Origin of the sequence: Aeromonas media (assembly GCF_000819985.1) — a bacterium.
In the GTDB taxonomy this organism is placed as follows: Bacteria; Pseudomonadota; Gammaproteobacteria; order Enterobacterales; family Aeromonadaceae; genus Aeromonas; species Aeromonas media.
In genome coordinates this window covers 1-12817 of record NZ_CDBZ01000208.1, presented here as the reverse complement: position 1 = coordinate 12817, position 12817 = coordinate 1, and the positions used below count along the sequence as shown (strand labels likewise).

General features: G+C 53.0%; 12 protein-coding genes, 1 other RNA gene and 1 pseudogene. 4 read left to right on the top strand and 10 right to left on the bottom strand.

The genetic code is table 11. From position 1 onward, the window contains the following. Nucleotides 1-33: 33 nt before the first annotated feature. A pseudogene (locus tag BN1127_RS21845) lies at nucleotides 34-612 on the top strand (restriction endonuclease subunit S); the annotation flags it as partial. Between the two features lie 54 nt (nucleotides 613-666). Next, the gene (locus BN1127_RS22255; RefSeq protein WP_156139787.1) at nucleotides 667-2001 is read left to right on the top strand and encodes an ankyrin repeat domain-containing protein; all 1335 of its coding nucleotides are present in this window, start codon (nucleotides 667-669) and stop codon (nucleotides 1999-2001) included. Nucleotides 2002-2545: 544 nt separating this feature from the next. Here the strand turns inward: BN1127_RS22255 and BN1127_RS18495 are convergent. The 10 genes from BN1127_RS18495 to smpB form a co-directional block, all read right to left on the bottom strand. Further along, nucleotides 2546-3799, bottom strand: coding sequence for an IS256-like element ISAeme25 family transposase (locus BN1127_RS18495; RefSeq protein ID WP_042650430.1), 1254 nt, complete (start codon nucleotides 3797-3799; stop codon nucleotides 2546-2548). Between the two features lie 64 nt (nucleotides 3800-3863). Further along, a complete protein-coding gene (locus BN1127_RS18490) occupies nucleotides 3864-5129 on the bottom strand; it encodes a hypothetical protein (protein WP_042650429.1) in 1266 nt (421 codons plus the stop codon). A gap of 410 nt (nucleotides 5130-5539) precedes the next feature. After that, nucleotides 5540-6997, bottom strand: coding sequence for a helicase RepA family protein (locus BN1127_RS18485; RefSeq protein WP_197069664.1), 1458 nt, complete (start codon nucleotides 6995-6997; stop codon nucleotides 5540-5542). After that, entirely contained in the window at nucleotides 6981-7199 is a 219-nt protein-coding gene (locus BN1127_RS22250; protein WP_156139786.1) for a hypothetical protein, read from the bottom strand. Before BN1127_RS22250 ends, BN1127_RS18485 begins: the two co-directional genes overlap by 17 nt. Before the next feature lie 11 nt (nucleotides 7200-7210). Next, nucleotides 7211-7660 carry a hypothetical protein gene (locus tag BN1127_RS18480; RefSeq protein ID WP_042650428.1) on the bottom strand — a complete coding sequence of 150 codons (450 nt, stop codon included), beginning with the start codon at nucleotides 7658-7660 and terminating at the stop codon, nucleotides 7211-7213. Between the two features lie 12 nt (nucleotides 7661-7672). After that, nucleotides 7673-7894: a helix-turn-helix transcriptional regulator gene (locus BN1127_RS18475; protein WP_042650427.1), complete on the bottom strand. Its 222-nt coding sequence runs from the start codon at nucleotides 7892-7894 to the stop codon at nucleotides 7673-7675. A 168-nt stretch (nucleotides 7895-8062) separates the two neighbouring features. Continuing rightward, the gene (locus tag BN1127_RS22245) at nucleotides 8063-8998 is read right to left on the bottom strand and encodes a DUF6387 family protein (protein ID WP_156139785.1); all 936 of its coding nucleotides are present in this window, start codon (nucleotides 8996-8998) and stop codon (nucleotides 8063-8065) included. 106 nt (nucleotides 8999-9104) lie between these two features. Beyond that, nucleotides 9105-10403 (bottom strand): integrase domain-containing protein, encoded by a 1299-nt coding sequence (locus BN1127_RS18465; protein WP_042650425.1) that lies wholly within the window; start codon nucleotides 10401-10403, stop codon nucleotides 9105-9107. 172 nt (nucleotides 10404-10575) lie between these two features. Continuing rightward, nucleotides 10576-10935, bottom strand: a transfer-messenger RNA (tmRNA) gene (gene ssrA / locus BN1127_RS21840). A gap of 122 nt (nucleotides 10936-11057) precedes the next feature. Further along, nucleotides 11058-11546 carry an SsrA-binding protein SmpB gene (smpB, locus tag BN1127_RS18460; RefSeq protein WP_041206169.1) on the bottom strand — a complete coding sequence of 163 codons (489 nt, stop codon included), beginning with the start codon at nucleotides 11544-11546 and terminating at the stop codon, nucleotides 11058-11060. 249 nt (nucleotides 11547-11795) lie between these two features. On the opposite strand from smpB, the gene BN1127_RS18455 reads away from it, so the two are divergent. Together BN1127_RS18455 and BN1127_RS18450 are read left to right on the top strand one after the other, a co-directional pair. Continuing rightward, on the top strand, nucleotides 11796-12230 hold the full coding sequence (locus tag BN1127_RS18455) for an SRPBCC family protein (RefSeq protein ID WP_042650424.1): 435 nt from the start codon (nucleotides 11796-11798) through the stop codon (nucleotides 12228-12230). Beyond that, on the top strand, nucleotides 12223-12582 hold the full coding sequence (locus BN1127_RS18450) for an RnfH family protein (RefSeq protein ID WP_042650423.1): 360 nt from the start codon (nucleotides 12223-12225) through the stop codon (nucleotides 12580-12582). Before BN1127_RS18455 ends, BN1127_RS18450 begins: the two co-directional genes overlap by 8 nt. Nucleotides 12583-12817 lie beyond the last annotated feature (235 nt).

The following is a 12817-nucleotide window of genomic DNA, read 5'->3' as shown; positions in this document are numbered from 1 at the left end:
AAGATCTGATCAAGAGACAGCCCGAAGGGCTGGGAGATAAAAAATTTAAGCGAAATCGCAAAGATACAAATAGGACCGTTCGGTTCGCAGTTGCATAAAGAGGATTATATTTCAGGTGGTATTCCACTCATAAACCCAACGCATATCTGTAATGGTAAAGTTGAACCAGATGACGACCTTACCATAGCAAAAAATATGTATATGTCATTGCCACAGTATCATTTAAAAGCAGGGGATATTGTGATGGGGCGTCGAGGTGAGATGGGGCGCTGCGCATTAATAACGACCAATGAGGATGGTTGGTTTTGTGGAACTGGCAGCTTATATATCAGACCGCATGCAGATGTTTTATTTTCTAAATATCTAGTCCAGCTTTTATCTGGAGACGCCATTAAAGAACACCTCCTGGCAGCATCCTTAGGTGCCACAATGCCAAACTTAAATAAAACTATAATTGGCAACATTAAAATCCCAATCCCTAACGATCTTACACTTAAAAAATATGAAAAATTTGAGAAAATACACATAAGCCTTATTAAAAATACAACCAATAGTAACGAGAACGAGTTATTCTGCTCACTTTCTCAAAAAGCTTTCTCCGGCCAGTTATAACCAGTTGGGAGGTGACACCCCTCCCTCAATTGCTTTAGGTTACAGGAGTTCCTTATGCAGCAAACCTCACTACTACTTGATATAAATGACTTACCACCAATTGAAACCATTGAACATGTGGATCGTAAGCAACTCAGGGCGTTTATTGAAGTCTGTCGGGCTAGCGATCGCCCCGATCTCGCTGCCCCTTATGCTGCTTATCTCTGTGAAGAATCCCGCTATGATGAGCGTCGTTCGAAAATATGGTTTGATGCCATCAGTGAGGACGATATTTTTTTGGTCAAGGCCATTATTTCATCAGGCTTTGATGTCAATGAAACTTATGAGTATAGAAATGAAGATAATGAGGAGGAATTTGGGTCAGCCATCACTGATGCATTAGCTTATAAAAGTGAAAAGGTTTTATCATTTTTACTTGAGCAACCAGAATTAGATATTGATATTGTTGGTTATACGATATCTGATTACGAACGTCCGACGCTCGCAAATCCTTTTCCAGCCAATGACTATGTAGTTCCATTCTTAAGACTTCGCCGAAGTGCATTTGCATTTCATCTTGAACGACTAAAATTTGATATAGATATTCGCTGGGGGCGTTCTGATGATCGCACAGCGTTGATGGTAGCAATAGAGAAGAACGATTTTGAGTTGGCAGAATGGTTACTCAAGCATAAGAGTGACCCCAATCAATTGCTTGAAGATAGTGATTATGCATCTTTATTCGGGTGGCAGGTCCATGATTATTTACAGGAGCCAGCATCAGATAAGCTTAAACTCATAAAGTTGATGCTTGAACACGGCGCCTCCACTCTGGCAAATGATTGGGAAAACATACCTGTATATCTGATAGTTTGGCAGAGCAAGGACCAAGAACTGATTAATTTATTTCAATTAGATTTTCTGCAAGAGGAGTGGGAGAGCAAGGAATGCACCATTGCCGCATTACAAGAACAAATATCAGCAGTTCATAAAATAGAAGAATTAAAGAACCATGCCAAGCATGCTGAGCATATCAGAAATGAAGATAGCACCACATCTCCAACACTTGATGTCAGCATATTGACAGAACTACGGGTGTTAACTAAATTTCATCCAGGCTCATGGGTTTCAGATGTCCGAATCAAGCAGGTCAACGATGAATTACGCATTATTGTCTGCCAAGATGAAAGCTCTCCTCTAAATATGGTCGAAGTCACTATTCCAGATGAACTAGCCTATTACGATCAACCCTGTTATACCTCCTGCTTAGATATGATTTTGACCATAACATCCATGCCTGATTCATGGTGGATAGAGGTTGACCATTATCTAAATCGCTTTGGGGTAACTTTGTTTGATAAAGGGTTCCACGAAAGGAAACTTGCGGAATTCATCTACAACTACTGGTAATGGCGCTGTTCCGGTTACGTATTGGCGACTCCTTTTATACTGTTCTCAAGCATTCAGGCAGGGGGATGTCGCCATGGGCAACAGCCCTTTCGTCACACTGCTCCGTTATTTTGCTGAGCTCCCCCCATGCTACTGGAACGTACGCAGGAACATATCCACGACTTTCAACAGAGCAACCTGCTGCACCAGGCCCTGTTCGCGACTTCCTACGCATCGACGAAGAGCCGGCCAACGTCATGGTGTTCGAGTTTGGATCTCAGAAACATCCCCGATATTCTGATAACGCGTATCGCGTACTCCGGGAGTCAATCACCCCCGAACTGGTGGAGCAAGCATGGCGTGAGCGTCGGCGAGGGGGTGATAGATAGTGTGTTGATCACCTACACCTAACTAAGGTTTGGCCTTCTACCAAACCTCCTCGGGGTCAGCGTCGACTTCCTCGGTATCCCAATCGCCGTCATCGCCGGCCAGAACAGTCCGGCCTTCCAGAAGGGCATCCTGCTCTTGCCTTGGAGCTATTGTCAAATGTGGTGTATGGAGTAGGTCAGGCGGCATTCCTGTCTGACTCATCCAGCACCTGGACTCCGTCCTTGAATTTCACGTTGTTTACCACCAACGTCAGCAGCACAAATCCCTTGAGCCGCTTCCACTTCTTCTGTGCCGCTTCAAGCAGCTTGTAAACCATCGCCAGCGTGGTCTCCCGAGACCCACAGTTCCGCGCTCTCTTGCTTCGTAGCCTGACCGTCGAAAACGTCGACTCTATCGGGTTCGTCGTCCGGATATGCACCCAGTGCTCGGCCGGAAAATCATAGAACGCCAGCAGCTCTTCCCGGTCTTTCGTCAGCTTCTCCATCGCCTTCGGGTACTTCGCTTCAAAGCGCACCAAAATGCGGTCAAACGCCATGTGAGCCTCATCCCTTGTCTCGGCCATCCAGATTTCATGCAGCGCATCCTTGACCTTGAGATGCACAGATTTGGGCAACGCTGCCAGCACGTTCGCGGTCTTGTGAACCCAACATCGTTGATGGACCGTATCCGGGTAGCACTTGGCCAGCGCTCGCCAAAAACCCAGGGCGCCATCACCGACGGCAAGCTTGGGGCCCTTGCCCAGCCCTCTGGCTCGCAGCCCCATCAGGAGCTCTGTCCAGCTGGTCTCAGACTCCCTCAGGCCATCCTCGACCGCCACCAGTTCCTTATGGCCATGCTCCGTTACGCCAATGATAACCAGCAAGCAAAGCCGGTCTCCCATGCGCACGTTGCTGTATATCCCATCAGCCCAAAAGTACACATACCGCTTCTGGCTCAGGTCCCGCTGGCTCCACTCCCGATGCTCATCACCCCAGTGCTGTTTCAGGCGGCTGATGGTATTGGCCGACAACCCCTTGGCCTTGTCACCGAGCAACGCGCCCAGCGCCTCCTGATAATCTCCAGTGGAAATCCCCCGCAGGTACAGCCAGGGCAGCAGCTCTTCTATGCTGCTGGAACGCTTGAGATAGGGCGGCAGCAGCGAACTGTTGAAGCAGATCCCTGAACCACTTCTGTCGCGCACCTTTGGCACCTTGATCTCGACATCGCCGATCCCGGTCTGGATGGTGCGTTCAGGCAAAAAGCCGTTGCGTACCAACGCTTGGCGGCCATCGGGGAGCTTAAGCTGAGCGTGGCGCTCAAGCAGGGTTTGAAGCTCTGCTTCCACAGCCTGGGCAATCAGGTCTCTGGCTCCTGCACGCAGCAGGTCTGTGAGCGGATCTGTTGACTTGGCCTCTGGTTGTGGCAGGGCTCTGAGGGTAGAATCGGTCATGGCGTATCACCTCTGTTGATTGAATTCTTTGAGCGGAATCAATCAGCAGGATACGCCACCTTCTCTATATCCCCCATACACCAGAAATCACCATAACTCCTTGCCTTGCAAAACTCTCCTCATCAAGTTGAGTCCCCGCCTGATAGGCGGTTTCCTGCTCGATCATGGCGGCGATTTCAGCCTGACGTGCCGGTAACCATACCTCTTCCTGATACTTGAGCTTCTTATAGAATTCTTGGCGGCTAAGGGCCAGTTCTTCATAATTAGTCCCACCGTCAGTATCGATGGCCGGCTCCAGCCAGGACACCTCTTTCTTGGCCTCTATTTGCAGCGGCAGCGGGATATCTAGCCCCTCATTAACGAACAAATATGAAGTTTCCAGTGCAGAAAGCTCTTGATCGGTGCGCTTAGCCAGGATGTCGCGGGTTCTGGCTATGCGCTCGGCCCGAGTCAGTGGATGTGCTTCGTGCTCAGCTTGTCGTTCGACCAAGGACTGCTTGCGCATCGCCATCTTGCGCCGGCTGATGGTCGCCTCTAGCTCGGTCATGCGCTGACTAACCCCAAACAGAGCCTGTGCCTCTACCTGAGAGCGGGGCAAGGGCTGACCCATTTCATCCTTCCAGGGCTTCTTCGCGTCATAGTCACTCGCAATGGCTTTCTGCATCCGACCTAGTGCGCGGGTCATTTGCATATGACGTGCGATGGAGATCAACAGATCATAGTCACCAAGACCAAGCGCCTCGACGGCCTCGCGAATATCGTCATCAATTTCCAGCAGTGAGGCATAACCGCCAAATGTCATTGCATTGGCATTGCTTGGGCGTGTCGGCGGTCGATCTTGGAAAAAAATATTTTCCGCCGACGCCTGCTCGTCCATACACGGGCCCCCTCCATCCACATCCATTTCGGGGCTCTGTTGGCACTTTTTGCAGTTGTTTTTGCCACGGCCATCACGCTGACCATGATTGTCCTCGATCTGATCGTCTTCACTCGACCAGGATTCATGAAAATGATCGGATCGCGGGGGGCGATCCGATGATGCGCGATCTGCACGTTGCTGGTGAGACTCGGCAGTCAGTTCGAGGGCCTTCCGTCTTACCGTACGGCTAACCTTGATGACGGAGCCCGACACGTTGGTCGGTACGGTAAGCGTCACGTCACCAGCGACCTGGTCAGCTAGAGTTGCAAGCACTGCAGGCCTCATCGCGCGGCGAGCGGAGGCTGTGTTAATGCCATTGGCGCGAGCATAGTCCGGGATCGACTTACTATCGCTGTGCTGCGCCAGGTAAGCCTGAATGTGGAACTGCCAGTCAATCTTTGCGTGAGCCATATCAGCATCTCCGTTCGCACAATAGTGCTACACACTCTTCGTTAATCACGAGGATATCCCGTACAAGCTGGTGGCCAGCGGCGTTCAATACCTCTCTCACCACTCTGGTCTGGCGCCGCTTCAGTGCGGCAATTTTGTTTTTAGCGTCGGTCATTTTTCTAGCTTCCGAATTGCCAACATCATCAGGTTGGCGACTAGCGGTGGGTCGTCCTCACTCACCCTCATCTCATCCTCACTTTTTCAGGCCCTCATCTGAACGTCGCGAGCGGTGAAGGGATGGTATGTGGCGACCCAGTATTGACGCGGTTTACCGGCCGGTTTTCCCTGTCCGCCCTCACTTTCTTTATGTATGAGGAAAAAGTGAGGGGATCGAAGCACCGCCGCACTTGCCCTCACCGCGACCTCACTTTTTACTCCTGGTGGTGTGGCATCGAGAGCATGCTGCTATCGGCATCCCAGACCACCAGCCCATCCCTGATGAGCTTGTCGCGGCACCGTGTGGCGTTCTTGGTGTCCCATGTGCCAGCCTCCTTCATCTGTTGGGTAACGGTTGTCCACGACACCTTACCCCCCCGGCTTTCGCACAAGCGTCTGATCGTCTGATACATTGCGATGTGGTTTTGAGACAGGTTGCCCACGTCGTTCAACGCGTCCGGCTCTACCGGCTCCCGCCCGTTGTCTTTTAGCACCAAGCTGGTCACCTCGTTGCCGTCGCTGTCATAGCAAACGATTCGCCTCTTGAGGTCATAGGCCCGCCTAGCAGGTTCCTCGTCATCCTTCATCTTGGTGCAGGCGATGGTCACTGCCTGACTGTCGGCACCTTCACGCTTCACAAAGAATTCGGCATCGAGCGCAGCACGTAAAGCACTGCTCCCCCGGGCGCCGTTGTCCTCGTTCTTACCTGTGTGGTGAACCATCAGCACGGTTGCGCCGGTCTTGTTCTTGATGAGATCGCAGCCTTTGATGAACGCGCCCATGTCGGCTGCGCGGTTCTCATCACCGGCACCAAAGCAGCGAGCGACGGTATCCACCACGATCAAGCGTACCGGTAGGCCGGTTGCGGCCTTGACCCGATTGGCAGCGTGTTCTAGCTCGGCAACTTGCAGCTCGTCAGCCATGAATACCGGTATCGGAATGCGGTAAAAATTGGGGATGTCGCGACCGCCTGCGTACTGGTCGGCCCAGGCGCGGATCCGGCGTGGCACACCAACGCCGCCCTCGCCTACGATATAAAGCACAGCCCCCTGTTCAACTTGCCGGCCGTCCCATGCGGTGCCGGTCGCTACATGACAGGCCATTGAGACAGCCACAAACGACTTAAAGCTGCCCGAAGGCCCGTAGATCGAACATGTGCTGTTAGTCGGTAACAGACCCTTGATGAGATAGCTGCTCTGAGAGTCAAACCCCTCATATCCTGAGATCAAGGGAAAGCGCCCCGCGTGATTCATCGACATCGATGTCAACGCCTCAGTGAGTGAGGTCCAGGGCACAGCATTCTTCCCTTCAGTCCCCTGATATACCTCGACGTTGGGGGCTTGCTTCTTCAATTGCTCACATAATCTCTGCAACTTGGGGAAATCCAATTCACCTTTAGTGTGAATGATGACGCGCTCTGTCATATCCGGATCGGCCATCTTGAAGAACCTCCCCCCCTTGGCGCATTGCTCCTCACTGACGAAAAGAGATTGTTCGGGCTCCTGTTCGGGGTCTATCGGATTGGTCTCGGAGATTGCGAGGTTATGTGCGCGTTGCCAAATCTGGCGACTCTCTGAGTTATGGTGAGCAAATTGACCGGCATGAATGACTACGACCTTCTTATCGACCAGATCGTGGAACTTCGTGGGAGCAAACTTAGATGCTGCCGTCATTTTTTCCCCCAAAAACTTCGTTCCAACACTGGCGCTTGCTCTCACCGAGCGCCGTTTCGCACACCGAAGGAGCCAGCGCAACCTGGTTGCATTTGCAGGACGGAGAAAAGGGGGAACAGATCCCCCGTGCCAAGTGCTGTTGGTTGATTTTGAGCAAAGCTTCGCCCCGGACGCCTTCGCGCCCTTTTTGATAAGGGTTCATGGCGTTACCTGTTAGATGGCGGTTAGGGCGTCATTTGATGAGAATTGGGCAAGGCAGGCGGCGATCACCTTATGACTGAGCAAGACTGCCCCGCGCTGTTTGCGCTTGTGATTGACCAGTTCCGCAAGCTTACGGGCTTCATCAGGGTTGGCCACCCAGTAGCGTTTAAGGCGAATAGAGCCGCCCTCCCTGCGCTGGTAGTTGACGAATTTGTCCTCAATGGTGATCCCGTGATGGCCGCGCAGCTTGCTAATCGAGTTATGAAGGTTCAGTCCATCGAGAAACCATAGGGCATAGAGAGCGCAGATCCCGTCCTCGCCATTCACGAGTAAGTGGCAGGCCACCTGCTCGATCTTGGTTGTGGGGCCGGGGAGGGGGCCGATAGAATCAGCCCCGCCTGTCGCAAGGCAATCTGTTTGGGTTGTATCGCCTTGTGGTGTGGCCTTTTCAACTTGCTTCATAGTCACCTCCTTCTAGACCGCGACGTTGCGAGCCGCAACGCGGCTGGCCATCCAGTCTTCAATCTCCGATTCAACGAATGCTACGCTGCGGCCCACCTCGCTAAGGCGAACCGATTGGGGGAAGTGCCCCTGCGCCATCATTTCGTAGATACTGGACTTGCTCAGACCAGTCTTCTCGCAGACTTCTCGGGTGCGCATAAAGCGGTGCGAAGTCTTTGGGTTGTTGTATTCCATAACATTCCTCATTGTTCGGGTGATTCCGACAATGGGATTCTGATTTTATGGTTACGTTTTTACTCCCCAGAATTTTGCAAAAGAAAATGGCACCATAATAAAACAAACCCGGCACGGGGCCGGGTCTCATTTGACGGAACATGCCATCTAATACAGGGAATGCTAGGATTATTTTTCGGCCGGGGGAAACTCATCACGCACAAGTCGATCACGGTTGTAACGGCCATCCCTCCCTATCAGGCCTAACCAAGCCAGCATTCTATCTTGCTGGTCGTGTAGGCCAAATCGCTTCTGAAATGGTCGCCGCGTAGTGGACATGGTTTTCTCGGAGACAATCTCGTTTGGGTAAAGGACATCCAATAACTGGGGGTGACTGTACCCATCCTTCAACTTTGCGTACTTCGACCACAACTCCAGATCCAGCATGGCGATGGCTTTGTATTCAACAATCCGCTTAATAAGCGATCCGCCCTCTTTATCACCCTCCGTTTTATCTGGTTCAGGTGCCTCCACCTGCTCTCGCCAAATAGGTAGAAGCTCAGAAAACTCCAGAATCATTTCTACGTTTGTAGCCTTAGTGGGATCTATAGCGACGTAAATCAGCTTACTATCGAGGGTTTTTGTCAGGCTGGCAGACATTTTTCCTAAATTTAACCTCAATTGGTCGGGGGGATCCTCAGGAAGCCGTTGTATCGCTCCTGTGTCGCGAAGCCCTGTGTACAGTTTTCTCAGTCCGAAGCCATTGAGCGGATGGATTGATACGCCATAAGCTAAAGGGGGTGTTTCAGGACGAGGAACAGGGGAGAGAATCCTAGCGAGTTCTGGATCTGCTAAAGCTGAGACAAATGGCTCGTGTTCGTGGCCATCGGGTGACATTGAATAGGCTATTCCAGCGCGGACAGCCCGGCCCACAAATAGATCACCACTCTCTAGCACTCGAATGGCATCCCCTAGATAACTCATGGGATTGTCGGCATTAGCGTAGATAATCGCCCTAGCAGCAATTTCGTAAAAAATATCTTCATTTTTTACGTCTAAAAATACATCGTATTTTGTTAGGTTGAACCATTCCGGCAGAGGATGGATCCGTTTTTTATTACCCATATTGCGGGACTCATATTGTCAATAAAAGTAGGGGGGCCGATCAGGCAGTAGGTTTATCCCGAATTTCTCCACATCGAAATAGGCTAGATAAGTCAACAAATTGGGATCAGTTACTCACCACCTTCAATGCTCGTTGGCCGCTCGCCAGAGAGAGGTTCCCTTGGCTGGCTTTCTCAATGTGGTCGCTCCACCAGCCCATCATTTTTATCCGTTGCTCGAAGTAATCGGAGCGGTTATAGGCACGTCGAATCTCATTTTCATCGGCGTGGGCCAGAGCCGCTTCTATGGCGTCGGGGTTAAAGCCCTGTTCGTTGAGAGTGGTACTGCCCAGCGAGCGCAAGCCATGAGCCACCAGTCGCCCGCCATACCCAAGTCGTTTTAATGCCGCATTGGCGGATTGGTCGTTGATATGCTCAAGTGGGTCGCGGCGGCCAGGGAACACAAAGGGGCGGTGGCCGCTGATCGGCTTCATACGCTCCAGCAGGGAGAGTGCTTGCGGGGTGAGCGGCACCCGGTGGGGGCGATCCATTTTCATGCGATCTTCAGGGATGTTCCAGACTCTGGCCTCCATATCGATTTCATCCCAACGAGTGCCCGCAGATTCACCGGGGCGCACCAGTGTGTGAAGGCTCCATTCAATCTGGCAGCGAGTGGCGTGTTCCAGACGACCGTTGGCAATGTCTGCCATCAGCAGCGGCAGCTCGTCGGGCTTGAGGGTGGGCATGTGCTTCTTGGTAGGTTTCTTGAACACCTTGCGAATGGCAGAGCAGGGATTGGCAACGAGCAGACCATGATTCACGCTGTAATCTAGGATTTCGTTCACCCGTTGGCAGAGGCGGCGAACGGTCTCAAGTTTGCCGTCCGCTTCCAGCGGGCGCAGCAGTTCAATCACCTTAGGGGCGCGGATTTCATCGATGGGTACGGAACCGATGAAAGGAAGCACATACATCTCGAGGGAGCGCCACGAATCTTTAGCATATTCCTCAGTCACGCTATGGCGTTTCAGATCCAACCACTTGGCAGCCATGTGTTCAAAGGTGTTATGGCTGGACTCTTGTTCAGCCTTGGCAATGGCGATTTGTTCTTCTCGGTGGAGCTTGGGATCAATCCCTTGAGCCAGCAGGGCGCGAGCCTCTCGCCGCCGTTCTCGTGCTTGTGAAAGAGTTATCTCTGGGTAAGTGCCAAAGCTCATGTTTGTTCGTTTCTTGTCAACGGGCTTTGAATACTTGAACGCCCAAAGCTTAGAACCAGCAGCAGTGATCCTGAGTTCCAGTCCATCGCCATCGAGCAAGGTGGTCATAGTGCCCTTTGCCTTCGCCTCTTCTGATGGCTTGGCGGTCTTTACCTTGGAGTCACTTAACCTGTCGCAACTCGTGTCGCGCCTCTTTTTCTCAACCTTCTCCATATCGCCCCTTAGTACCATTGATTTGAGTACCACAAAGCTTGTGGTGCTAAATATAGTACTCGTGGTACTGGCTTTAGGCGACTACCTCGGACTAATGCGGACAACAAAAAACCCGCAAGGCGTTGAATCCTGCGGGTTTTTAGTCTTCTTCGTTCCTACTCGGAACATTGTTTGGTGGAGCTGGGGGGATTTGAACCCCCGTCCAAAATTACTACATCCTCGGTACTACATGCTTAGTCACTCTTTACATTCGCCAACACGCTGCGGAGAGACACGCCACGCATTGACTAGCTCGATTGGTTTTAATGCTTCCGCCCCGAGCAGGACTTCCACACGATCCTGTGAAGGATGACCTTCCAATTCCCTAGGACACAGGCAAGCTAGGGGAGAAGGGCTCAGCGCAGGTTATTAAGCTGCGAGTGCGTAGTTTTCGTCGTTTGCGACTATTTTTTTGCGGTTTGTTAACGAGGCCTACCGCACCTCGGCATGCACCTTGGGTTTCGTGAATCTTGTCGAATCCAGAATCAGCCCCAAGTTGTCAAAAGCGATTGTACGCAAAAATCCTGCCATGGCAAGGCGTTGATGGCAATCGACCGGCATGGGCCGGTCGATTGCTGGTTTATTGGTCGCCGCACGGGCGCTGGCGGCGCACAATCAACCGCGGTTCTTGTTCTTCATGATGCGGGCCTTCTCACGGTCCCATTCCCGGGCTTTGGTGTCTTCCCGCTTGTCGTGTTCTTTCTTGCCCTTCACCAGGCCAATCTCGACCTTGACCCAGCACTCTTTCCAGTAGAGCGCCAGCGGCACTATGGTGTAGCCCTGGCGGGCAACCAGGCTCTCGAGCTTGTCGAGTTCACGGCGGCTCAGCAGCAGCTTGCGGGTGCGAGTCGGGTCACACACCACGTGGCTGGAGGCGGCGTTCAGCGGCAGGAAGCTGGAGCCGAACAGGAAGGCTTCGCCCTGCAGGAATATGACATAGGCTTCGCTGATGTTGGCCTTGCCCGCCCGCAGGGATTTGACTTCCCACCCTTGCAGGGACAGGCCGGCTTCCACGCGCTCTTCGATGAAGTACTCGTGACGGGCGGTTCTGTTGAGTGCAATGGTGCTGGACCCGGCTTTGTTTTTACTGTTTTTTTTGCTCATGACGGGGGCCTTCGGCAATGTTTAGGAAGGCGCATTATACGTGGGTGGCGGCGGCTGTAAAACGCGCAACCACTCGAGTGGCGGCTTTGTGAGCAGTTCGGTGATGTTTTTGGCTGGCAAGGTGATCTCAAGCTGGTCATCAGGGGCTGCAAAGGGGGCAATTGCATGAGTGGCGGCCCGGTGAGCAGTTTCGGCGGTGATTTTGGCTGGCAAGGTGATAAAATCGGCCCGATTGGATGAGGAAAGCCCATGCCCCGTATTACTCGCAGTGCCCTGGTGATGTTCAGCGCGGAACAAATGTTTCGTCTGGTCAATGATGTTCACGCTTATCCCGAGTTTCTGCCCGGTTGTGTCGGCAGCCGCGTTCACGAGACGGGTGAGGACTACATGATGGCCTCGGTGGATGTGGCCAAGGCAGGCATCGCCAAGACCTTTACCACCCGCAACCTGCTCGATGCCAACCGCGCCATCAAGATGGAGCTGGTGGAGGGCCCCTTCAGCAAGCTGGCGGGCTGGTGGACCTTCACGCCACTGGACGTGGATGCCTGCAAGGTGGAGTTCGATCTCGACTTTGAATTTACCTCCAAGCTGATCGAGCTGGCCTTTGGCCAGATCTTCCGCGACCTGGTGAGTTCCATGGTGCTCGCCTTCTCCAACCGCGCCAAGGTGGTCTACGGTGTCTGATCTGCTCAATATCGAAGTGGCCTATGCCCTGCCCGAGCGGCAAACCGTGCTGTGCATCCGGGTGGCCCCAGGCACCAGCGTGCTGGCGGCCATCGAGCTGTCCGGCATAGTGCAGAAGCACCCGGAGATCGATCTCTCGGTCAACAAGTTCGGCATCTACAGCCGTCCGGTCAAGGGAAGCGAGCCGGTGCAAGACGGAGATCGCATCGAGATCTACCGCCCGCTCATCGCCGATCCCAAGGAGATGCGCAAGAAGCGGGCGGAGAAGGCCAAGGAAGAGGGACGGGCCGACGTGGTCACCGGCGGGCGCCCCGACGTGCACCGCAAGCGGGACGACGGCGAATCGACCTGATGCGGGGAGACCGAGCAATGAAAAGAGGCGCCATGGCGCCTCTTTTCTATTGGATGTTTTACCACAGGGGCTGCACTGGCCTGGGCCTTACAGGGTGAGCAGCCGCTCGTTCTGCACTATCTCTACCCCCTGAGCCTGGTTGGCGAGCACCGTCATGGCATGGGCCACCTGGCTCGCCTCTATGGCACGCCAGCGCCTGAGGGGCCCCTGCAGCAGGCAATGCTGTTCACTTAAG